This window comes from Achromobacter denitrificans NBRC 15125 (assembly GCF_001571365.1).
Taxonomy (GTDB): Bacteria; Pseudomonadota; Gammaproteobacteria; order Burkholderiales; family Burkholderiaceae_B; genus Achromobacter; species Achromobacter denitrificans.
Genome location: NZ_BCTQ01000001.1, coordinates 43,353 through 65,678, shown reverse-complemented (window position 1 = coordinate 65,678; position 22,326 = coordinate 43,353). Strand labels below are relative to the sequence as shown.

Sequence of the window (22,326 nt, the reverse complement as noted above, 5' to 3'; positions counted from 1 at the left end):
AGAGGGGGCGCATGGCGCCCCCTCGTTTTGCCCGGGCTATGCCCACAGGCACCCCTCTCGTCAGCCGTGCGTACTCCGGCGGCGGTGTCTTCCGGCCCTGTGCCGAGTGTTCCGTCCCCTTATAATTTCAAGCATGCAGCATATCCGCAACTTCTCCATCATTGCCCACATCGATCACGGCAAATCGACCCTGGCCGATCGCCTGATCCAGCGCTGCGGCGGATTGGCGGACCGCGAAATGTCGGCGCAGGTCCTCGACTCGATGGAAATCGAACGCGAGCGCGGCATCACCATCAAGGCGCAGACGGCTGCCCTGCACTACAAGGCGCAGGACGGCAAGATCTACAACCTGAACCTGATCGACACGCCGGGGCACGTGGACTTCTCGTACGAAGTCAGCCGTTCCCTGTCGGCCTGCGAAGGCGCGCTGCTGGTCGTGGACGCTTCGCAGGGTGTCGAGGCGCAGACCGTGGCCAACTGCTACACCGCCATCGAACTGGGCGTGGAAGTGCTGCCCGTGCTGAACAAGATGGACCTGCCGCAGGCCGATCCCGATGGCGCCCGCCAGGAAGTCGAGGACGTGATCGGCATCGACGCGTCCCAGGCGGTGCTGGCCAGCGCCAAGACCGGCATGGGCATCGACGATATCCTGGAAATGGTCGTGGCCCGCGTGCCGCCTCCCAAGGGCGATCCGGACGCGCCGCTGCAGGCGCTGATCATCGACTCGTGGTTCGACAACTACGTGGGCGTGGTGATGCTGGTGCGCATCATCAACGGCGTGCTCAAGCCCAAGGACAAGATCCTGCTGATGGCGTCGGGCGCCACCCACCTGTGCGAGCAGACCGGCGTGTTCACGCCGAAGTCGCAGCAGCGTCCGAACCTGTCGGCGGGCGAGGTCGGTTTCATCATCGCCGGCATCAAACAGCTGGAAGATGCCAAGGTGGGCGATACCGTCACCTTGGCCAACAAGCCCGCCGCCGAGCCGCTGCCCGGTTTCAAGGAAGTGAAGCCGCAGGTGTTCGCGGGCCTGTACCCGGTGGAAAGCTCCGAGTACGACCAGCTGCGCGATTCGCTGGACAAGCTCAAGCTGAACGATGCCGCCCTGATGTTCGAGCCGGAAGTGTCGCAGGCCCTGGGCTTCGGCTTTCGTTGCGGCTTCCTGGGCCTTCTGCACATGGAAATCGTGCAGGAGCGCCTGGAGCGCGAATTCGACATGGACATCATCACCACCGCGCCTTCGGTGGTGTACGAGGTCGAGCAACGCGACGGTTCCGTGATTACCGTGGAAAGTCCGTCGCGCATGCCTGAAGTGGGCAAGATCGCGGACATCCGCGAACCCATCGTCAAAGTCACGCTGTTCATGCCGCAGGACTACGTGGGCCCGGTCATGACCTTGTGCAACAACAAGCGCGGCGTCCAGATCAACATGAGCTACCACGGCCGCCAGGTGCACCTGGTGTACGAGATCCCGCTGGCGGAGATCGTGCTCGACTTCTTCGACAAGCTGAAGTCGGTGTCGCGCGGCTATGCGTCCATGGACTACGAGTTCCTGGAATACCGCTCGGCCGACGTAGTGCGCGTGGACCTGCTGATCAACAACGACCGCGTCGACGCGCTGGCCGTCATCGTCCACCGCAGCAACGCGCGCCATCGCGCCCGCGACGTGGTCACGCGCATGCGCGGGCTGATCCCGCGGCAGATGTTCGACGTGGTCATCCAGGCGGCCATCGGCGCGGAAATCATCGCGCGCGAGAACGTCAAGGCGCTGCGCAAGAACGTGTTGGCGAAGTGCTATGGCGGCGACATCTCGCGCAAGAAGAAACTGCTGGAAAAGCAGAAGGCCGGCAAGAAGCGCATGAAGCAGGTGGGTAGCGTGGAAATCCCGCAGGAGGCGTTCCTGGCCATCCTGCAAGTGGAAGACAAATAGAACCAAATGAAGGCGGTTAGCTGATGAGTTGGAACTTTGCCCTGATCCTGTTTGTGTTGCTGGTGTTGACCGGCACTATCTGGGTGCTTGATCTGGCAGTGCTGCGGCGGGGCCGCGAACGTCGCGCCGAGGCCGCGATGGCGCAGTACGACGCCGCCCTGGTCGGAGACGCCCAGGAGGCCGAGCGGCTGCGCCGCGAGGCGGGCGACGCGGCGCGCCGCGTGCCGTGGTGGATCGAATATGCGGTGAGCTTCTTCCCCGTCATTCTTTTCGTGTTCATGCTGCGCTCGTTCGTGGTCGAGCCGTTCCGCATTCCGTCGGGCTCCATGTTGCCGACGCTGCAATCGGGCGACCTGATCCTCGTGAACAAGTTCAGCTACGGCTTGCGCCTGCCGGTCATCGACAAGAAGGTGATCGAAGTCGGCAAGCCCCAGCGCGGCGACGTGTTCGTCTTCCGCTATCCCGTGGATCCGGACGTCGACTACATCAAGCGCGTGGTCGGCCTGCCGGGCGATGAGATCGCCTACCTCGACAAAAAGCTCTATGTCAATGGGGAATTGGTGCCGCATGTGCGCGACGGCGACTACTTTGAACCCGATCGCGTCTCCTATATAGCGCAATATAAGGAGAATTTGGGCGAAGTTGAGCACAAAATACTGCTGGATGAAGGCAAGCCGCAGGAATATGCCCCGATGTGGCAATTTCCCAACCGTCAAAACTGCCAATACAGCCGCAATGGGGTACGCTGCAAAGTACCCGAGGGCCAATTTTTCGCAATGGGCGATAATCGGGACAACAGCGCGGACAGCCGGTACTGGGGCTTCGTTCCTGAATCCAATATCGTCGGGCGCGCGTTCTTCATCTGGATGAACTTCAGCGATCTCAGCCGCATCGGCCGGTTCAACTGATTATGTCGCTAGCCACGCTAGAAAACCGCCTGGAGCACCACTTCGGTGATCCGGCCTTGCTCGAACAGGCGCTGACGCATCGCAGTCACGGTTCGCGCCACAACGAGCGTCTGGAATTCCTCGGGGATTCCGTGCTGAACTTCGTCGTCGCGGCGATGCTGTTCGAGCGCTATTCCAAGATCGACGAAGGCGACCTCTCGCGCCTGCGGGCCAATCTGGTCAAGCAGGCCTCGCTGGCGGAAATCGCCCAGCGCCTGGAACTGTCGCAGTACCTGCGCCTGGGCGAAGGCGAGCTGAAGAGCGGCGGCTTCCGCCGCCCCTCGATCCTGGCCGACACGGTGGAAGCGCTGTTCGGCGCCGTTTTCCTGGACGCCGGTTTCGACGCCGCCCGCCGCGTGATCGTGCGCCAGTACCAGCCGGTGCTGGCGTCGGTCGACCCCAAGACCCTGGGCAAGGACGCCAAGACGCTGCTGCAGGAATTCCTGCAAGGCCGCAAGCTGGCGTTGCCGCAGTACACGGTCGTGGCCACGCATGGCGCGGCCCACAGCCAGCAGTTCGAAGTCGAGTGCGCCATCCCGGCGCTCGAAATCAAAGTCATGGCCGCGGGCGCCAGCCGCCGCGCGGCCGAGCAATCGGCGGCCAAGCTGGCGCTTGAGGCCGCATTGGCCGTCAGCCCGGCCTCCAAGGCGGCCCGCAAGTCGGGCAAGGCGCGCAAGACCGCGCAATTGTCGCTGCCCGTGGCAGTGGCTCAAGAGACTAAATGAGCGATACCCCTTTCCGTACCGGCTTCGTTGCCATCGTGGGCCGTCCCAACGTGGGCAAGTCCACGCTGACCAACGCCCTGATCGGTTCCAAGATTTCCATCGTGTCGCGCAAGGCGCAGACCACGCGTCACCGCATCCATGGGGTGCTGACGCGCGAGCACGAGCAATTCGTTTTCGTCGATACTCCCGGCTTCCAGACGCGGCATGGCGGCGCCATGAACCGCATGATGAACCGCGTGGTCACGCAGGCCCTGGCCGACGTGGACGTGGTGGTGCACGTGGTGGAGGCGGGCAAGTGGTCCGAAGGCGACGCCAAGCTGCTGCCGCTGCTGCCCTCGCCGGAACGCACCATCCTGGTCGTCTCCAAGATCGACGCCCTCAAGAACCGCGACGATCTGTTCGCGTTCGTGTCCAAGATCATGGCGCTGCATCCCTTCGGGGCCGTGGTGCCCGTGAGCGCCACCAAGAACCAGCAGCTGGACCAGCTGCTGCAGGAAATCGCGGCGCGGCTGCCGGAAGGCGAGCCCATGTTCGAGGAAGACACGCTGACCGACCGGCCCATGCGCTTCATCGCCGCGGAACTCGTGCGCGAGAAGATCTTCCGCCTGGTGGGCGACGAACTGCCCTACGGCTGTACCGTCGTCATCGAGCAGTGGGAAGAAACCAGCAAGGGCGCCAGCATCAATGCCTGCGTGGTGGTCGAGCGCGACAGCCACAAGCCCATCCTGCTGGGCACGGGCGGCATGCACATGAAGCGCATCGCTTCGGAGGCGCGGCAGGACATTGCCAAGCTGCTGGACAAGCCGGTGCACCTGGAGGTCTACATCAAGGTGCGCAAGGGCTGGTCCGACCGCGAGGGTGCGCTGCGCGACCTGGGCTATGAGTAGACGGGCGCCTCGCGTCCAGGATCGCCCGGGGTATATGCTGCACGCCACCGCGTGGCGTGAGACCTCCCTCATCGTTCAGACTTTTTCGCGCGACCACGGCTGCGTGGCCATGGTCGCCAAGGGCGCCAAGCGCCCGTATTCCGTGCTGCGTCCGGTGCTGTCCGCGTTCCAGCCCTTGCTGCTGTCATGGACCGGCAACGGCGAAGTGAAGACGCTGACGCGGGCCGAGATCGCCGGCATCCGGCCGCTGACCGGCACCGCGCTGATGTCGGCCTGGTACATGAACGAATTGCTGCTGCGGCTGCTTCCGCGCGAGGACGCCCATCCGTTGCTGTTCGATGCCTACGACACCGCCTTGCAGCAGTTGTCGGGCGGCACCCGCGCGGCCGGCGCGCTGCGCCGCTTCGAATGGACGCTGCTGCGCGAGACGGGCTACGGCGTGGACGAAGCGCCGCCCGATTTCGACGACCCGGCGATCGAGCCGGCCCTGCGCCGCGATCTGCGCGAGCGCCTGGCCGAAATCCTGGCCGGCCGGCCGCTGTCGACCCGGCGCGTGCTGCTGGACCTGCAGCGCATCTGAACGCATCGCGTCCCGGCCATGACCTTCACGCTCAAGCAGGTCGAGACCTTCCGCACCGTCTACGAGACGGAAAGCGTCACCGCCGCCGCCAGGCGCCTGGACGTTTCCCCGGCTACCGTCAGCGCGACGCTGGCGGCGCTGGAGGCCAGCATCGAGCTGCGCCTGTTCGAGCGCGTGCGCCAGCGCATGCAGCGCACGCCCGAGGCGACCCTGCTGTATGAGGAGATCCGCCGCCTGAACGTCGGGCTGGAAAGCCTGGGCCGCAAGATCCGCGCGATCCGCGGCGCCGCCCAGCCGCGGCTGCGCATCGGCTGCATCCATGCCTATAGCGGCGCGGTGGTGAGCGACGCCATTTCCCGCTTCCGCGCGCGCTACCCCGATACGGCGCTGTACCTGCAGATCCGAGACTCCAACACCTTGCGCGACATGGTGGTGTCGGGCGAGCTGGACCTGGCCGCGGTGGCGGACGAGTCGGAACTGGAGGGGCTGCGGGGCCATCGCCTGGCCAGCCTGCGCGCCGTGGCGGTCTTCCCCAAGGGCCATCCCCTGGCGCGGCTGGAGCGCGTGGAGTTTTCGCACCTGTCCGAGGTGGACGTGATCGCGCTGAATGCCGAGGACGGGTCGCGCAAGCGCCTGGACGCGCTGCTGGCCCAGGCGGGACGTCATTTGAAGGTGGCGATCGAGACGCCGTATTCCAGCACCGTGTGCCAACTGGCGCTGGCGGGCCACGGGGTGGGCATCGCCAATCCCGCCACCGCGGTCGGCATGGAGGCGGCCGGGCTGAGCTACCGGCCGCTGGCCGCGCCGGTGCATTTCGAATGCCACATGATCCTGCATGGCAGCCGCCCCTTGTCCGAGGCGGGAAAATTCTGGGCCACCTGCCTGCGCGGCGCGCTGGCGCCGCTGGTGGACAGCTTCGGCGTCTAGCCGCCGCGGCGGCCGCCAGTGGCCGGGATGTCCGCCGGCCGCCCCGAACTCGGCCGGCCGCGGCCGAGTCCGTTAGCCGCGACGCCCGTCCGAGGTCAGCAGCAGCACGACGGACGACTCGGCATCCACCAGCCCCGCGCGCCGCAGCCGGGAGACGGCGGCCAGCGCGGCGGCGGAAGAAAGCTCCGTGGCCAGCCCGACGCGCTCCAGGCGCTGCTGCGCCTGCGCCGCGGCCGCGTCGGAGATCTCGACGGGCGAGCCGCCCGAGCGCGACAGGACTTCCAGCGATTGCAAGGTGCTCGTGCTGCCCGCGATCGAATACTGATCGGTCACGCCTTCCCAGTTCTTGCGCGCGTCGCCGGCTGCCCGGGCCCGCGACAGGCGGGCATACGGCTCCACGGCGTGCATCCGGGGCAGGCGATCGATCAGCCCGGCCCGTTGCAGGTGCTGCCAGCCCAGGAAGATGCCCCAGAACAGGTCGCCGCGCGCCACGGGCACGACGATGTCCGTCGGCACGCCGCAGGCATCGAAGATTTCGCGGGCGATGGGCTTGTAGCCCTCTACGCCGTAGGCGTGCGTGCCGACGGGGGGATTCAGGTAATTGGTGCCGGCGAACGCGCCGTGATTGCGGCACAGGTCGGCGATATAGGGCCAGCGGCTGAGGCTGTCGTCGAAGGCGCGCAGCCTCGCGCCGAAGCGCTGCATGGCGTCGCGTTGCAGCGGCGGGCAGTCGCGGGTGATGGCGATATCGGCCTCCAGGCGCGCCGCCGCGCAATAGGCGGCCAGCGATACGCCCGCGTTGCCGCTGGAGGCCGCCGCCACGCGCGTGGCGCCGGCCAGCCGGGCCCGCGATACCAGCTGGGCAGCCATGCGGTCCTTGTGGCTGCCCGTGGGGTTGGCGTTTTCGCACTTGAGCCACAGCCGGCCCACGCCTTCCGCCTGCGCCAGCGCCGGCGCGTCCAGGCAGGGCGTGGCGCCTTCGCCCAGCGTGACGGGGGCGAGCACCGGCAGCGGCATGGCTGGGTCCGCCGAGGGCTCGTAGCGGCATTCCAGCGAGGCGGGGTGGCCGGCTTCCAGGCAGCTGGGGCAGCCTTCGGGGTAGTCGGCCGGGGGCCACAGGCTGTCGCAGCGGATGCAACGCAGGCCGGACAATCTCGGGTTCATCTGCATGGTTCTTCAGTACCTCGATGGGAGGGAATCCAGGGGGAGGGCGGGCGCGATCTGGAACAGGCAGTCGCCGTCGCCGCTGCGGGCGATGGCGCGCAGGCAGACGACCGTGCCGGCCTGCGGGCTGGCCAGGACGCGCGCGGGAGTATCGGGGCGGGCGGGCTCGATCAGCCGGCCGATCTGCTGGCGGGCGGCGACCGATTGCCCCAGCTCGACGTCCGGGATGAACACGCCCGGCTCCCGGGCGCGCAGGGTCGCGGCGGGCGCGTCCAGGTCGTACAACCGGACTTCGGCGTCGCGCGCCAAGGGGCGGGCGGGCAGCAGGCCCAGTTCGCCAAGGCAGCCCAGCAGACCCTCGCGGCAGCGTTCGACCAGGCTGCCGCTGGTTTCCCGGCCGCCGCCGATCTCGGCACTCAGGCGCACGATGCCATGGCGGCTGGCGGCGGCGGGCATGGAGCCGGCTTCGTTGCCGCGGAAGAACACGCATTGCGGCAGGCCGAAGGCGCGCGCCAGCGCGGGCAGGCGGGCGTCGTAGGCGTCGTCGCCATAACGGGTGATCACGGAAGAGGGCAGGTAGCGCAGCGACGCGCCGCCGCTGTGCACGTCCACCATCGCCTGGATGCGCGGCAGCAGGCGGGCCTCCAGCGCGGCCGCCACGCTCTCGGTATAGCCCCGGGCCGGTGCGCCGAGGAAGGCGCGGTTCAGGTTGCCGCCGTCGGCGGGCGACAGGCGGGTGCCGGCCAGGGATGCCTCGGCGTTGACCGCTGGCAGCAGGTAGACGGTGCCGCGCTGCAGGATGCCCGGCAACTGGTGCCACAGGTCCAGGATGGCGGCCTGTCCCTCCCATTCATCGCCGTGCACGCCCGCGATCAGGGCGACGGCCGGCCCCGGCCCCGCCTCGATCTTCAGCACCGGTACGGTCACGCGCCGATAGGCCGACTCGTTGGTGGCGGCGGCGCAGGAAAAGTCCTCGCGGCTTACCGTCGCCATGCGGCGGCTCCCTGGCGCGCCGGGGCGCCGCTCAATCCAGCGTGGTGCCGGCGGCCTTGATGATGCCTTCCCATTTGGGCAGCTCCTTGCGAATCTGGGTCTGTACGTCTTGCGGCGCGCCGCCCAGGGGTTCCTGGGAGCGGCTGCGCAATTCCTTGCTGACGCTGTCCGAACGCAGCGCCTGGTTCATCGCCGTGTTCAGGCGGGCGATGACGGCCGCGGGCGTGCCGGCGGGCGCGACCAGCGCGCTCCAGGCCGATTGCTCGTAGTCGGGATAGCCTTGCTCGGCCACGGTCGGCACGTCGGGGTTGGACGCGGCACGGGTCTTGGTGGTGACCGCCAGGGCGCGCAGCCGGCCGTCCTTCAGGTTGCCGATCAGGGGCGGCAGGTTTTCCATCATGGAATCGACATGGCCCCCGAGCAGGTCGGACAGCTGCGCGGCGGTGGCCTTGTAGGGAATCTGGCGCACGGCGGCGCCGGTCTGTGCGATGAAGAGCTTCACCCCGACTTCGCTGGTCGTGCCCGGGTCCGCCGAGGTCATCGTCAGGCGCTCGGGCTGCGCGCGGCTGGCCTCGATGAAACCCTTCAGGTCGCGATAGGGCGAGGCCGCGTTCACCACGATGACGTTGGGCGTTTCGGCCACCAGGCCGATGGGCGCGATGTCGCGGTCCAGGTCGTAGAGCTGCTGCTTGAACAGGAAGCGATGCAGGACGAGCGTGCCGACGTGCGCGTAGCCGATGGTGTAGCCGTCGGCCGCGGCGCGCGCCACGGCCTGGGTGCCGATGCGGCCGCCGGCGCCGACCCGGTTCTCGACCACCACGGGCTGGCCCAGTTGGCGGCTCATCTCCTGGCCGATCAGGCGGGCGGTGATGTCGGCGTTGCCGCCGGCCGCGGCGGGCACGATCAGCGTGATCGCGCGTTCCGGGTAGTCGGCCAGCGCGAGGGGCGCGGCCAGGCAAAGCGACAGGGCGGCAAGGCAGGCGGTGGCGGTGCGGTTCATGACGATTCCCGAGGCGTTGAGAGCGGTGCCATTGTGCGGCGGCCGCCTGGGGAATCCGTTTGCTCCAGTGATATGAGTATTCAGAAAAATCTAAAACTCGTCCGGCTTGCGCGCATCGGCGTGCCGCCCCAGCCCGTAGCCCACCGCGGCGGCGCCCAGCGCGCAGACCGCGCCCAGCAAGGCGATCAGCGCCGCGCCGTAGCCCAGCATGTCCACGCCCGCCTTGACCCAGCCGCTGGCCGCGTCGCCGGCCCGGTAGACCACCGTGTCGATGACGTTCTTGGTCTTGTACTTGTCTTCCGGCGGCACCGCGGTGAACAGCATTTCGCGCCCGGGCTTGATCAGCGCGTACTCGCCCACCCGACGCACCACCATGGCCGCGGCCAGGACGCCGAAGACGGGGTAGGCGGCCAGGGCCAGGAAGCCGGCCGCCACCGCCAGCGGCACGGCCGTCAGCAGGAAGCGCAGGCCCAGTTTGGCGGCGACGCGGCCGGTGAGGAAAACCTGCGACAGCAGGGACAGCGCCTGCACCGCGAAGTCCAGCGTGCTGAAGACGCGGATGCGCTGGGCGGTGTCGGGAAAGGCGTGGGCCACGAGCCGCGCCTGCTCCATGTACAGAAAGGTGCTGAGCGTGGCCAGCAGGACCACCAGCAGCGAAATGCCCATCAGGTAGGGAGACTGGAAGATGCGCGAGATGCCGGCCAGCATGGCGCCTTCGATCGGACGCTGCATGTCGTCCGGGGCGGCGTCCTCCCGGTGCGCCGCGCGCCAGCGCAAGAGCCAGCGCTTGAGCGGAAGCGTGGCCGCCAGCAGCAGCGCCGACAGGAGCAGCAGGCCGGCCGGGCCCAGGGCGCCCGCCAGGAGGCCGCCCAGCAGCGGGCCGGACAGCCCGCCCGCGCTCGCGCCCGCCGCGATCAGCGCGAACAGGCGCTTGGCGGATTCCATCCGGAATACGTCGGCCATCAGGCTCCAGGCGATGGACACGACGAACAGATTGAAGACCGACAGCCAGACGTAGAAGGTGCGCGCGACCCAGACGCTGCCGGGCCGCAGGTACAGCAGCGCGGCGAAGCCCGCCATGGTGAGGGCGAACAGGGCGTAGACCCAGGTGACCAGGGTGGCGCGCGGCACGCGGGCCGACAGCCAGCCGAACAGCGGCACGACCGCCAGCATGGCCACGAACGTGGCCGTGAACAGCCATTGCAGCTGATCGACGCCGGCCTGTATGCCCATCGTCTCGCGGATGGGGCGCAGCATGAAATAGCCGCAGAAGAGGAAGAAAAAGAACGCGAAGCCGCAGGCCGCCGGGGCCAGCTCCTCGACGCGTATGCCCAGCGCTTGCGCCGCCCGGCCCCGCAGGGTGCTCGCGGCCGTCATGGCGTCAACCCAGCAGGGCGGCGATGCGCTCCCGCTGAGCAGCATCGGGTTGCCGCCCGAACCCCGCCCGGGCGTTGTCCGCCATGTTGGCGGGCTTGGAGGTGGCGGGGATGACGGCCGTGACGGCGGGATGGCCGATGATGAATTTCAGGAACAGCTGCGCCCAGGAGGTGCAATCGATCTCCGCCGCCAGCGCCGGCAGCGCCATGCCCCTGACCTGGCGGAACAGCGCGCCGTCCTGGAACGGCCGGTTGATCAGCACCGCGACGCCGTGGGCCTGGCAGGCCGGCAGCAGGCGCTTTTCCGCGTTGCGGGCGCCCACCGACAGGTTCACCTGCAGAAAATCGGGTCGCTCGCGCTCGACCAGCGAGGTCAGTTCGTCGTGGGCGTGGTCCGCGTAATGGGTGATGCCCACGTAGCGGATGACGCCCTGGCGCTTCAGGTCGCGCAGCAGGGCCAGCTGGTTGGCGGTGTCGATCAGGTTGTGCACCTGGACCAGGTCGAGCTTGTCGCTGCCGAGCGCCTTCCGGGACTGGCGCAGCTGGCGCATGGCGGATTCGTGGCCCTGGGTGCTGATCTTGGTGGCGAGGAAGGTCCGCTGTCGCAGGCCGCCGCCGCGGGCCAGCAGGGCGCCGGTGACGGCTTCGGCCTGGCCATAGCTGGGCGCCGTGTCGATGAGCGTGCCGCCCGCCTGCAGCAGGCTGTCGAGCACCTGGGCCAGCGGCGCCATGGCCGCGGCATCGGCGGGGGAGACATTGAAGGTGTCGGCGGTGCCCAGGCCGATGACGGGCAGCGCCTCGCGGGACGCCGGGATGGTCCGGGCCAGCATCGGCGGCGGCTGGCTGAGCGCGCGGGCGGCCTGGGTGGGACCGATGAGGGCGGCGCCTGCGGCGGCCTGGAGGAAGCGGCGGCGGTCGGGCATGGGCCTCTCCTTGCCTGGGACGAAAAAAAAGGGCCTACACGCGAATGCAGGCCCCGGGAGCGGTTGGCAGGCTGCGATTACTCGCGGTTGCCGCCGAAGATGCCCAGCAGCATCAGCAGGTTCGAGAAGACGTTGTAGACGTCCAGGTAGATCGCCAGCGTGGCCGAGACGTAGTTGGTCTCGCCGCCGTTGACCACGCGCTGCAGGTCGACCAGCATGAAGGCCGAGAAGATGACGATGGCCATGACCGAGATCGTCAGCATCAGCGCGGGCAGCTGCAGGAAGATGTTCGCCAGCGCCGCGACCAGGATCACGACCGCGCCGATGAACAGGAATTTCTGCATGCCGGAGAGGTCGCGCTTGATGGTCGTGGCCAGCGTGGCCATCGTGCCGAACACGATCGCCGTGCCGCCGAAGGCCGTCATGACCAGCTGCGAGCCGTTGCTCATGCCCATGACGAAGCCGAGCAGGCGCGACAGCATGATGCCCATGAAGAAGGTGAAGGCGAGGAGCAGGACGACGCCCAGCGAATTGTTCTTGTTCTTTTCGATGGCGAACATCATGCCGAACGCGCCCACCAGGAACACGATCGCGGACAGGCCGGGGCTGGCGCCCATGACGCGGTTGACGCCCGTGTACAGGCCCACGGCGGCGCCCAGCACGGTGGGGATCAGCGAGAGCGCCAGGAGCCAATAGGTGTTGCGCAGGACTTTGTTGCGCGCGACCTCGCCCGGCGCGCCGGCCATCGCGCCGGAACGGTTAAAAGGGGACGGACGATATTCGTTCATGAAGAACTCCTGTGTGCGGCAGAATAAGGGTTGCCTGATAGGCTTAGAGTTGAAGGATACCTTACAGTTCCCTGAAGAATCCAGTTCTGTCAAGAATTAGACCAGACGCGGGGCGGAGGTTCCAGAGGGGTCAACCCGGCCTTACGTCCCGCAGCACCCGGGCCACGATCCCGGGCAGTTCGGCGTCCATGCGGGCCTGGATCTGCTCGATGGCGTCGGCCAGGGCCTCCCGCATGAGCTGTTCGACCTCGGCTTGGAGGCGGGCGCCGAGAACGGCCGCGTCCGGTGAGGGGACCGTTGGCTCGGGGGGCTGGACGGACGCGCTGCCGGGCAGGGCCGCGGAATCCGCCAGGTCGGTCAGCACCGGGAACCCGTCATCGTCGTATTCCGACGCGGCGTCGTCGGCCAGCTCCGTCAGCAGCGGCGCCTCCGCCTCGTCGGCGGGGGCGGGAACGTGGAACACGGGCTCGGCCCGCTGGGTCAAGGTAGGGATGCCGGGGTCGTTGAGGCGAGAGGGCATGGTGGCTCCCGAAAGTCGAGATGGCGCAGCGCGCGAAACTGCCGGCGCGGCGTTCAACCGTCCGGCTGCTGGCGGCTGAGGTCGTGGCTGTGCGGCGTGTGGCCGGCGCCCTGGTACGTCCGCCAGCGCTGGCGGGCGGCCTGCTTGTCCTCGGGGTCGTCCGAGACGATTTCGAGCAGCCGCTCGAAGGCCTCGAACCCGGGAGGACAATCGTTGTCCAGGTTCAGCAGCCAGGAGGGCGGCGGGTGCCCGCCCTGGCCCGCGGCCGCCGCGGCCTGCTGCGGATCGCCCGCGGTCAGCACCACGGGGGTGTCGGCCGCCAGCGGATCGTTGGCCAGCACGTGCGGCACGAAGGCCGTGTCGTCGAACGCCCACAGCATGCGGTCGAAGGCGGCCAGGCGGCTGCCGTCCTTACAGTACACCACCAGCCGCTGGCCTGCCAGATAGCGCTTGCGCACGACCTGGCAGGCCATGCGCAAGCGGTCGGGCGCGCCGAAGGCGAAATCGATGCGCGTCATGCCGGATACCGTCGCAGGCGCTTCAAGCCTGGTCCAGCAGGTACTGCATCAGCAGGGGCACGGGGCGGCCGGTGGCGCCCTTGTCCTTGCCGCCGCGCCAGGCGGTGCCGGCGATGTCCAGGTGGGCCCAGGGGTAGGCCGTGGCGAAGCGCGACAGGAAGCAGGCCGCGGTGACCGCGCCCGCCGGAGGACCGCCGATATTGGCGAGGTCGGCGAAGTTGGACTTCAGCTGTTCCTGGTAGGCGTCGTCCATGGGCATGCGCCAGGCGGTGTCCAGCGAGGCGCGTCCAGCGGCGGCGAGCGCGTCGGCCAGGGCGTCGTCCTTGGAGAACAGGCCGCTGTTGACGTTGCCCAGCGCGACCACGCAAGCGCCCGTCAGGGTGGCGATGTCGATCACGGCGGACGGCTTGAAGCGTTCGGCGTAGGTCAGGGCGTCGCAGAGGACCAGGCGGCCTTCGGCGTCGGTGTTCAGGATTTCGATGGTCAGGCCGGCCATGCTGGTGACCACGTCGCCCGGCTTGTTGGCCTTGCCGCTGGGCAGGTTCTCGCAAGCGGGGATCAGGCCGACCACGTCCAGCGGGAGTTCCAGTTCGGCCAGGGCGCGGAACGAGCCCAGCACGCTGGCGGCGCCGCACATGTCGTACTTCATTTCATCCATGGTGGCGGCGGGCTTGAGCGAGATGCCGCCGGCATCGAAGGTGATGCCCTTGCCGACCAGCACGATGGGGCCCGGGGCCGCCTTCGCGCCCTTCTTGGCGACCTTGCCGCCCGCGTGGCGCAGCACGATGAAGCGCAGCGCTTCGTCGGAGCCGCGCGCGACGGACAGGAACGAGCCCATGCCCAGCGCCTCGACCTGCTTGCGGTCCAGCACTTCGACCTTCAGGGACTTGAATTCGCGCGCCAGGCGCTTGGCCGTGTCGCCCAGGTAGGAGGGCGTGCAGATGTTGCCGGGCAGATTGCCCAGCGTGCGGGTCAGTTCCATGCCGTTGGCGATGGCGTTGCCTTCGCGCAGGCCCTTCTGGGCCTGGGCTGCGTCGGCGCGCTCGACGACCTGGACGATCTTCTTGAGTTTGGGGCGGGCGTCGCGGTCGGGCTTGCCGAAGCTGGCGTCGTAGTGATAGGTGGCGCTGCCGGCGGCGATGGCCGCGCTGCGGGCGCGCGCCGCCATGGTCACGTCGGCGATGGGGTTGGCGGCCAGCGTGGACACGCCTTCGGCGAGCTGCGCGGCCACGCAGGCCGAGGCAAAGGCCTGTTCGGCGGAGGCATGGGTGCGGGCCGAATATTCTTCCTGCTTGCCCAGGCCCACCAGCACCACGCGCTGCGCGGTCACGCCGGGCAGGTTGCGCAGCGTCAGGGTGGAGCCGGCGCGGCCGCGGAACTCGGCCTTGACCACCGAACGGACGGCGCCGTTGGAGGCGCGGTCGATGATGTCGGCGGCGGGGCTCAACACGCCTTCCGCATACACCCCGACGGCCAGGGCGGCGGTTTTGACTTGGTGCAGGGAAGCGGTGGTCTGTGTGCTAAATTCCATGAGGGTTTCCCGTGTGCGTCTGTGTATGATGCGGTCGATTATCCCGCATATTCTCCCATGTCTCTATTTAAACGCTCCGTCGTCAGCGAGATCATCAGTCACGCTGGCGTTGTCTTTTCCACGTTGCTCGTCGTGTGGCTCAGCGTGCTGCTCGTGCGCTTGCTCGGCGAAGCCGCCGGAGGCAACATCGGAGCAGACGTCGTGCTCGTGCTGGCCGCGCTGTCGACCATCACCGCCTTGCCGACGGTTCTGGCGGTCTCCATATTCATCGCGGTCCTGACCACCGTCACGCGCAACTATCGCGAATCCGAGATGGTGGTGTGGTTCGCCAGCGGCCTGTCGCTGGCCGACTGGCTCAAGCCGGTGCTGCGCGTGGCCATCCCGGTGGCGCTGGCCGTGGCCGGCCTGACGCTGGTGGCGGCGCCGTGGGCGTACCGCCAGATCGGCGAATACCACGAGCGCTTCGAACAGCGCTCGGATCTCTCCAAGGTCACGGCCGGGCAGTTCGCCGAATCGTCGGGCGGCAGCCGCGTGTTCTTCGCCGAGGATCCCCTCGAACCCAGCGACGAGCTGGGCAACGTGTTCGCGCGTGAAATCGGGCCCGAATGGCTGAGCGTGCTGACCGCCAGCAGGGCCCACAGCGAAACCCTGCCCAACGGCGACCGCTTCCTGGTGCTGGGTGAAGGGCACCGCTACGACCTGAAGCCGGGCACGCCCGAGATCCGCCTGGTGCACTTCGACAAGTACGGCCTGCGCCTGGAAAGCAAGTCGGGCGGCGATCCGGTGGCCGAGGCCCGCGCCGCCGCCGAGCGCTCGTCCAAGGCGCGCACCACCACGCAGCTGATGGCGGACAACACCGACAGCAGCTGGTCGCAGGTGATGTGGCGCGTCTCGCTGCCGCTGGCCGCGCTGAACCTGGCGCTGCTGGCGATCCCGCTGGGAGCGGTGAATCCGCGCCTGGGACGCTCGGGCGACCTGCTCATCGCCGGCCTGGTGGGCCTGCTCTACATGAACCTGATCAACCTGTCGCGCGCCTGGATCTCCAGCGGCAAGCTCAGCTTCGGCGTGGGCGTGTGGGCCATCCACGGCGTGGTGGCGATGTTGACGGTCTTCCTGCTGATGCGGCGCTTGCGCGTGAAGGCGCCCAAGAACAGCAGCTAGCGGCCGCCGCGGGGGCCCACCCTCCCGCCGCTCCCGCCCTTACGGCAGGTACTTCATCGTGCCGCGCCGGCCGGCCAGCAGGTCGGCGTTCTTCAGCACCGACTTGCGGATGAATTCCCACAGGACCGTCACGCGCTTGAGCTTGCGCAGGTCTTCGTGGCAGTACATCCAGAACGAGCGGGTGATCTCCACTTCGTTTTCCAGCACCGGCACGAGCCGCGGATCCTGCGCCGCGATGAAGCAGGGCAGGATCGCCAGCGACTGGCCCTGCAGCGCTGCGTGGTACTGCGCGACCACGCTGGTGCTGCGCAGGACCACCTTGCTGGCGGGCAGCAGGTCTTCCAGGTAGCGCAGGCGTTCGCTGAACAGCAGTTCGTCCACGTAGCCGATGAAGGTATGGTCGGCCAGGTCCGCGCGTGACGTGATCGGCGAGTGGCGGGCGAGGTAGCCCGGCGTTCCGTACAGACGCAGCGTGTAATCGCACAGCTTGCTGCACACATACGGCCCGCGTTGGGGGCGCTCGATGGTGATGGCCAGGTCCGCCTCGCGCTTGGACAGGCTGACGAAGCGCGGCACCGGCAGGATGTCCAGCGTGATGTGCGGATAGCGGCGCTGGAAATCGGCGGCCAGCGGCGTCAGCACGTAGCTGCCGAAGCCTTCGGTGGCGCCGATGCGAAGGTGGCCCGAGAGGGCCTGGCCGATGCCGGAGAGGGTCTCGCGGGCCGAGTGCACCGTGCTTTCCATCTGCTCGGCATGGACGAACAGGCGCTGGCCGTCTTCCGTCAGCATGAACCCGGCGCTGCGCGACTTCTCGAACAGCAGGGTTTCCAGCTCCGCCTCCAGGGCGCGGATGCGCCGCGACACCGTGGTGTGCTCCACCCCGAGCTTGCGCGCGGCCGCGCTCACCCGCTGCGTACGGGCCACTTCCAGGAAATACCGCAGGCTGTCCCAATCAAGCACGATCCGCCGCTCCAGGCATCCGCCGCGCCTGGCGCGGCGGGCCAGAAATTCACTTGGTTATTTATGCACAAGGAATGTGCATTTCTGGTGTTGCTTGTTGATTTTCACACATCTACACTGGGTTGGCAGGCCCTGGGGCATTGCCCTGGGTACCGCAGGCCGCAAAGACGGCGCCATAACGCATAAAACTCAGGAGACAAATCCATGAAATTGCACGCACGCGGGCTCGCCGCAGGTTTGTGTCTGGGCGCTGCCCTGGTTGCCCAGGCGCACGCGGCGGACAAGCCGCCGGTGAAGATCGGAATTCTGACGGACATGTCGGGCACCTATGCCGGCATGGGGGGCGCGGGTTCGGTGGCCGCGGCGCAACTGGCGATCGACGATTGCCTGGCCGCGGAGTGCAAGGGCATGAAGATCGAGCTGGTGTCCGCGGACAACCAGAACAAGGCCGACGTGGGCGCGGCCAAGGCGCGCGAGTGGTTCGACCGCGACGGCGTCACCGCCATCGCCGACCTGACCAACTCCGCCGTGGCGCTGGCGGTGCAGGGCATCGCGCGCGAAAAGAACAAGGTCGTGATGTTCTCCGGGCCGGCCACCACGGCGCTGACCAACAAGGAATGCTCGCCCGTCGGCTTCCACTGGATGTTCGACACCTATTCGCAGTCCGCCGGCGGCGCCAAGGCCACGGTGCGGGCGGGCGGCAAGTCCTGGTTCTTCATTACCGTGGACTACGCGTTCGGCCACTCGCTGGAGGCCGACACGGCCAAGGCCGTGCAGGCCCTGGGCGGCACGGTGGCCGGCAGCGTGCGGCATCCGCTGAACGCGCCCGATTTCGCGTCCTACCTGCTGCAGGCGCAGAGTTCGAAGGCGCAGGTGGTGGCGCTGGCCAACGGCGGCCAGGACACCGTCAACGCCGTGAAGCAGGCGCGCGAGTTCGGCATCGTCGCGGGCGGCCAACGCCTGGTGTCGCTGCTGATTTTCCTGTCCGACTTGCGGGCGCTGGGCCTGGAGAACGCCCAGGGCCTGTCGTACGTGGACGGCTTCTACTGGGATTACGACGACACCACCCGCGAATGGTCCGGGCGCTTCGAGAAGGCGTTCCGCGGACTGAAGCCCACCATGACCCAGGCCGGCGTGTATTCCAGCGTGCTGCACTACCTGCGCGGCGTGGCGGCGTCGGGCAGCACGGACGGCAAGGTGGTGGCCGACAAGATGCGCGAGCTGCCCATCAAGGATCCGATCATGCGCAACGCCTCGATCCGCCCCGACGGCCGGGTGATCCACGACATGTACCTGTACGAAGTGAAGAAGCCCGCGGAGTCCAAGGGCGGCTGGGACTATTCCAAGCTGGTGGCCACCATCCCGGCCGCCGAGGCGTTCCAGCCCCTGGCCGATTCCTCGTGCCCCCTGGTGAAGAAATAGACCATGCGGGCGCTGCCCGGCGGCGCGCCGCAAGATCCATGAACGCGGAGTCCACTCCGCATCGACTATGCAGTGTGAGGAGCATCAAATGAGTGAAGTCCCGCGCGTTCCGCTATTGATCGGCGGCAAGCTAGTGCAGTCCAAAACCACCGAATGGCGAGACGTGATCAATCCCGCCACCCAGGAGGTCGTCGCCAAGGTTCCCTTCGCCACCCGCGAGGAACTGGACCTGGCCGTCTCCAACGCCAAGGAGGCTTTCAAGACCTGGCGCAACAGCGGGCAGGGCATGCGCATGCGTGTCATGCTGAAATTCCAGGAGCTGCTGCGCGCCAATACCGGCAAGCTGGCCGAGATGATCACCCGCGAGCACGGCAAGACGCTGCCGGACGCCGAGGGCGAAGTCGGCCGCGGCCTGGAAGTGGTCGAGCATGCCTGCTCGATCGCCAACCTGCAGCTGGGCGAGTACGCTGAAAACGCCGCCACCGGCATCGACGTCTACACGCTGATCCAGCCGCTGGGCGTGTGCGCGGGCATTACCGCGTTCAACTTCCCCGTGATGCTGCCCTGCTTCATGTTCCCGATCGCCGTGGCTTGCGGCAACACGTTCGTGCTCAAGCCCTCGGAGCAGGATCCGACGTCTTCGCTGTTCCTGGCCCAGCTGGCGCTGGAAGCCGGCCTGCCCCCGGGCGTGCTGAACGTCGTGCACGGCGGCCCGGAAACCGCCAACGGCCTGTGCGAGCACCCCGACATCAAGGCGGTTTCGTTCATCGGCTCGACCCGCGTGGGCACCGAGATCTACAACCGCGCCTCGGCCGCGGGCAAGCGCTGCCAGTCCATGATGGGCGCCAAGAACCACTGCGTGGTCCTGCCGGACGCCGACCCCGAAGTCGCCCTGAACCAATTGCTGGGCGCCGCCTTCGGCGCGGCCGGCCAGCGTTGCATGGCCTCGTCGGTGGCCGTGCTGGTCGGCGAGGCGCGCAACTGGCTGCCTGATTTCGTCGAACGGGCCAAGAAGCTCAAGGTCAATTCCGGCACCGACCGCGCCGCCGACCTGGGCCCGCTGGTCTCGCCCAACGCCAAGAAGCGTGTCGAGGGCCTGATCCAGAAGGGCGTGGACGAAGGCGCCAAGCTGCTGCTGGACGGCCGCGACCTGAAGGTGGCGGGCTTCGAGCAGGGCAACTTCGTGGGCCCGACGATCTTCGACGGCGTCACCGAGAACATGACCATCTACACCGAAGAAATCTTCGGCCCGGTCCTGTGCGTGGTGGGCACCGAGACGCTGGAAGAAGCGGTGGAGTTCATCAACCGCAACCCCAACGGCAACGGCGTCGCCCTGTTCACCCAGGATGGCGGCGCGGCCCGCTACTTCCAGAACAATATCGACGTCGGCCAGGTCGGCATCAACGTGCCGATCCCGGTGCCCGTGGCCTGGTTCAGCTTCACCGGCTCGCGCGGCTCCAAGCTGGGCGACCTGGGCCCCAACGGCAAGCAGGCGGTGCAGTTCTGGACGCAGACCAAGACGATCACCGCGCGCTGGTCCGCCCACGCCAAGAGTGTGAACACCACGATCTCGATGCGCTGAAAGGGGGACGTCTTGCTCCTAAGCTTATACAAATAAGTGATATAGCAAGGCGTCCTTATTACTTATAATTGGTCCGTCTATCAGGGGCCAATTCAATGAACCTGCAGCAATTTCGTTTCGTGCGGGAAACCATCCGGCGCGACTTCAATCTGACCGAAGCCGCCCGGATGCTCTACACGTCCCAGCCGGGCGTCTCCAAGGCGATCATCGAGTTCGAAGACGAGCTGGGTATCAAGATCTTCGAACGGCATGGAAAACGCATCAAAGGGCTGACCAAGCCCGGCCTGGCGGTCTCGCAGGTCATCGACCGCATCATGCGCGAAGTGGACAACCTCAAGAAGGTGAGCGACGAGTTCGCGCGCCGGGACGAGGGCGGCCTGGTCATCGCGTGCACCCATACCCAGGCGCGCTACCTGTTGCCGCGGGTCATCCCGGCGTTCCGCAAGCAGTTCCCCAAAGTGCATTTGTCGCTGGCCGAAGGCAGCCCCGCGCAATTGGCGGAAATGGTGCTGCACGAGCAGGCCGACCTGGCGCTGGCGACGGAATCGCTGGCCTTGACGCCGGGCCTGGCCACGCTGCCGGTCTACGCCTGGGAGCACACCGTGGTGGTGCGTCCCGACCATCCGCTGGCCGAGCTGACCTCCAGCGCCGCCAAGCGCCTGTCGCTGGCGCAGCTGGCCGAATTCCCCATCGTGACCTACGACCGCGCCTTTACCGGCCGCAGCACCATCGACGAGATCTTCGCCAACCAGGGCATCCATCCGGATATCGTGCTGGAGGCCATCGACGCCGACGTGATCAAGACCTACGTCGACGTGGGCCTGGGCATCGGGATCATCGCCGGCGTGGCCTACGACCCGCGCCGCGACTCGAACCTGGTGGGGCTGCCCGTGGGCCATCTGTTCGGCACCCATACGACCCGGGTGGGCGTGAAGGCGGGGGTGTTCCTGCGGGATTACGTCTACACCTTCCTGGAGATGCTGGCGCCGTCGCTCACCCGTGCCGTGGTGACCGAAGCGGTGCAGGGTACGCCCAAATAGGCGGGGCAGGGTTTCGCCCAGGAAAGGCGCGGCGCCGCGGGGCGCGGCGCCTTTTTTTTGGCCTCGTCCCCCGGGCGTCGCTATCCCTCCGGGCAGGCTCATAAAAATAATTAAATAAGAACTGATCTCATTTAAGTTGACTAAACAATAGGAATCATTATCATTACACCTAGTCTCAACGACCCAGTGAGGTTCATCATGACGGCAGGACTCAGTGCAGTGGTAGTGGGCGCCGACAGGCTCGGCAACATTCCCGATCTTCTCAAAGGACACAATATCTCGATCACGCATCACATCAGCGGCCGTGATCCCTCGCATCAAAAGAAGACGCTGCAACTGCCTTCGGGCACCCAGCTGGTGATCCTGCTGACCGACTTCCTCGGCCATAACGTCATGAAGACGTTCCGCAACGCGGCACAGCGCGGCGGCATCCGTGTCGTGGCTTGTCGCCGTTCGGTATGCAGCATGCAGCAGGCGTTGCAGCAATGCGGCCTGTGCTCCCGCGCGGGCACGGTGCACTAGGCGTCGGGCGGCCGCTGCCTGCCGCGGCCGCACAAGAAAACTGGGGAGGCCGAACCGGCCTGCGGCCATCGAGCCGCGAAGAGAAATGAAAACGCCGCCGGACTGGAAAGTCCGGCGGCGTTTTGCTTGTCTGGCGGGGCGAACCCGGGGGATCAGTTGGCCGCGCGCGCGGAAGCCATCAGGCTATTGTCGAGGCGGCGGGCGCCGTTGTAGCGCTTGGCCCAATAGGCCATGGTCATGTTTTCGACGCGGACCACCCCGCCGGCGCTGGGCGAGTGGACGAAGCGGTCGTCGCCCAGGTAGATGCCGACGTGCGAGTAGCGGCGTCCCAGGGTATTGAAGAAGACCAGGTCGCCGGCCTTCAGTTCGTTCTTGTTGACGGCGATGCCCTGCTGCGCCATGTCGGCGGCGTTGCGAGGCAGTTTCAGGCCCAGCGAGCGCTCGACCGTGTAGGTGACCAGGCCGCTGCAATCGAACCCGGTATCGGGGGAGTTGCCGCCGAAGCGGTAGCGGATGCCCAGGTAGTTCAGGGCTTCGCTGACCATGGCGTTGTCGCTGTTCACGCCGGTGTGGGCTTGCTGGCGTTCGCGCTTGAACTTGTGCACCACCAGCATGCCGATGGGGTCATCCGCGGTGGCGACCCACTCGGTTTCGTAGGGGTCGATCTCCGACGTATAGGCGGTTGACTTTTGGTTCGTACCGGCACAACCTGCCAGACCCGCCACGCACGCAACCAGCGCCAGCAAGCGCAGACCGCGGGTTGCTTGGCCAGTGGATGAAATCTGTAGCGCGCGTGTGGAGTGTCGATGCATTCGCCAGGGGATGATTTGCGG

Annotated in this window: 22 protein-coding genes; 11 read left to right on the top strand and 11 right to left on the bottom strand. The window is 67.4% G+C overall.

The features are described 5' to 3' along the window. Positions 1 to 133: 133 nt before the first annotated feature. From lepA to ADE01S_RS00280, 6 genes are read left to right on the top strand one after another with little or no spacing between them, the layout of a single operon-like run. Complete coding sequence (gene lepA / locus ADE01S_RS00305; RefSeq protein ID WP_062679472.1) at positions 134 to 1,927, top strand: translation elongation factor 4; 1,794 nt, start codon at positions 134 to 136, stop codon at positions 1,925 to 1,927. A 23-nt stretch (positions 1,928 to 1,950) separates the two neighbouring features. Then, entirely contained in the window at positions 1,951 to 2,835 is an 885-nt protein-coding gene (gene lepB, locus ADE01S_RS00300) for a signal peptidase I (protein WP_062679471.1), read from the top strand. Positions 2,836 to 2,837: 2 nt separating this feature from the next. After that, complete coding sequence (gene rnc / locus ADE01S_RS00295) at positions 2,838 to 3,599, top strand: ribonuclease III (protein WP_062679470.1); 762 nt, start codon at positions 2,838 to 2,840, stop codon at positions 3,597 to 3,599. Continuing rightward, on the top strand, positions 3,596 to 4,486 hold the full coding sequence (era, locus tag ADE01S_RS00290) for a GTPase Era (protein ID WP_062679469.1): 891 nt from the start codon (positions 3,596 to 3,598) through the stop codon (positions 4,484 to 4,486). The genes rnc and era overlap by 4 nt, the downstream gene beginning before the upstream one ends. Next, positions 4,479 to 5,066, top strand: a complete 588-nt coding sequence (gene recO / locus ADE01S_RS00285; protein ID WP_062679468.1) for a DNA repair protein RecO — start codon at positions 4,479 to 4,481, stop codon at positions 5,064 to 5,066. The genes era and recO overlap by 8 nt, the downstream gene beginning before the upstream one ends. Before the next feature lie 18 nt (positions 5,067 to 5,084). Next, positions 5,085 to 5,993 (top strand): LysR family transcriptional regulator, encoded by a 909-nt coding sequence (locus ADE01S_RS00280; RefSeq protein ID WP_062679467.1) that lies wholly within the window; start codon positions 5,085 to 5,087, stop codon positions 5,991 to 5,993. Positions 5,994 to 6,065: 72 nt separating this feature from the next. On the opposite strand, the gene ADE01S_RS00275 is transcribed toward ADE01S_RS00280, so the two are convergent. From ADE01S_RS00275 to ADE01S_RS00235, 9 genes are all read right to left on the bottom strand, one after another. Continuing rightward, positions 6,066 to 7,163 carry a pyridoxal-phosphate dependent enzyme gene (locus ADE01S_RS00275; RefSeq protein ID WP_062679466.1) on the bottom strand — a complete coding sequence of 366 codons (1,098 nt, stop codon included), beginning with the start codon at positions 7,161 to 7,163 and terminating at the stop codon, positions 6,066 to 6,068. 6 nt (positions 7,164 to 7,169) lie between these two features. Continuing rightward, the gene (locus tag ADE01S_RS00270) at positions 7,170 to 8,150 is read right to left on the bottom strand and encodes a M14 family metallopeptidase (protein WP_062679465.1); all 981 of its coding nucleotides are present in this window, start codon (positions 8,148 to 8,150) and stop codon (positions 7,170 to 7,172) included. 31 nt (positions 8,151 to 8,181) lie between these two features. Next, positions 8,182 to 9,150, bottom strand: coding sequence for a Bug family tripartite tricarboxylate transporter substrate binding protein (locus tag ADE01S_RS00265; protein ID WP_062679464.1), 969 nt, complete (start codon positions 9,148 to 9,150; stop codon positions 8,182 to 8,184). Between the two features lie 90 nt (positions 9,151 to 9,240). Further along, positions 9,241 to 10,527, bottom strand: a complete 1,287-nt coding sequence (locus ADE01S_RS00260) for an NTP/NDP exchange transporter (protein ID WP_062679856.1) — start codon at positions 10,525 to 10,527, stop codon at positions 9,241 to 9,243. Between the two features lie 4 nt (positions 10,528 to 10,531). Beyond that, a complete protein-coding gene (locus tag ADE01S_RS00255; protein WP_062679463.1) occupies positions 10,532 to 11,449 on the bottom strand; it encodes an aldo/keto reductase in 918 nt (305 codons plus the stop codon). Between the two features lie 77 nt (positions 11,450 to 11,526). After that, positions 11,527 to 12,237 carry a Bax inhibitor-1/YccA family protein gene (locus ADE01S_RS00250; RefSeq protein WP_062679462.1) on the bottom strand — a complete coding sequence of 237 codons (711 nt, stop codon included), beginning with the start codon at positions 12,235 to 12,237 and terminating at the stop codon, positions 11,527 to 11,529. A 130-nt stretch (positions 12,238 to 12,367) separates the two neighbouring features. Beyond that, on the bottom strand, positions 12,368 to 12,757 hold the full coding sequence (locus ADE01S_RS00245; RefSeq protein WP_062679461.1) for a hypothetical protein: 390 nt from the start codon (positions 12,755 to 12,757) through the stop codon (positions 12,368 to 12,370). A 53-nt stretch (positions 12,758 to 12,810) separates the two neighbouring features. Then, a complete protein-coding gene (locus ADE01S_RS00240) occupies positions 12,811 to 13,275 on the bottom strand; it encodes a DNA polymerase III subunit chi (protein ID WP_062679460.1) in 465 nt (154 codons plus the stop codon). A gap of 22 nt (positions 13,276 to 13,297) precedes the next feature. Next, on the bottom strand, positions 13,298 to 14,806 hold the full coding sequence (locus tag ADE01S_RS00235; RefSeq protein WP_062679459.1) for a leucyl aminopeptidase: 1,509 nt from the start codon (positions 14,804 to 14,806) through the stop codon (positions 13,298 to 13,300). A gap of 57 nt (positions 14,807 to 14,863) precedes the next feature. On the opposite strand from ADE01S_RS00235, the gene lptF reads away from it, so the two are divergent. Next, a complete protein-coding gene (lptF, locus tag ADE01S_RS00230) occupies positions 14,864 to 15,967 on the top strand; it encodes an LPS export ABC transporter permease LptF (protein ID WP_062679458.1) in 1,104 nt (367 codons plus the stop codon). A gap of 39 nt (positions 15,968 to 16,006) precedes the next feature. Here the strand turns inward: lptF and ADE01S_RS00225 are convergent, their stop codons facing one another. Further along, positions 16,007 to 16,927 (bottom strand): LysR family transcriptional regulator, encoded by a 921-nt coding sequence (locus ADE01S_RS00225; protein ID WP_062679457.1) that lies wholly within the window; start codon positions 16,925 to 16,927, stop codon positions 16,007 to 16,009. Between the two features lie 204 nt (positions 16,928 to 17,131). Between ADE01S_RS00225 and ADE01S_RS00220 the strand changes: the two genes are divergently transcribed. The 4 genes from ADE01S_RS00220 to ADE01S_RS00205 all read left to right on the top strand — a co-directional run bounded on the left by ADE01S_RS00220 (position 17,132) and on the right by ADE01S_RS00205 (position 21,493). Further along, positions 17,132 to 18,349: an ABC transporter substrate-binding protein gene (locus ADE01S_RS00220; RefSeq protein WP_062679456.1), complete on the top strand. Its 1,218-nt coding sequence runs from the start codon at positions 17,132 to 17,134 to the stop codon at positions 18,347 to 18,349. Positions 18,350 to 18,437: 88 nt separating this feature from the next. After that, positions 18,438 to 19,931: a CoA-acylating methylmalonate-semialdehyde dehydrogenase gene (locus ADE01S_RS00215; protein ID WP_062679455.1), complete on the top strand. Its 1,494-nt coding sequence runs from the start codon at positions 18,438 to 18,440 to the stop codon at positions 19,929 to 19,931. Between the two features lie 95 nt (positions 19,932 to 20,026). Beyond that, the gene (locus ADE01S_RS00210; RefSeq protein WP_062679454.1) at positions 20,027 to 20,971 is read left to right on the top strand and encodes a CysB family HTH-type transcriptional regulator; all 945 of its coding nucleotides are present in this window, start codon (positions 20,027 to 20,029) and stop codon (positions 20,969 to 20,971) included. 198 nt (positions 20,972 to 21,169) lie between these two features. After that, complete coding sequence (locus ADE01S_RS00205; RefSeq protein WP_039883953.1) at positions 21,170 to 21,493, top strand: DUF2325 domain-containing protein; 324 nt, start codon at positions 21,170 to 21,172, stop codon at positions 21,491 to 21,493. A 152-nt stretch (positions 21,494 to 21,645) separates the two neighbouring features. Here ADE01S_RS00205 and ADE01S_RS00200 read toward each other — a convergent pair whose 3' ends face one another. Further along, the gene (locus ADE01S_RS00200) at positions 21,646 to 22,305 is read right to left on the bottom strand and encodes a C40 family peptidase (RefSeq protein WP_062679453.1); all 660 of its coding nucleotides are present in this window, start codon (positions 22,303 to 22,305) and stop codon (positions 21,646 to 21,648) included. Positions 22,306 to 22,326 lie beyond the last annotated feature (21 nt).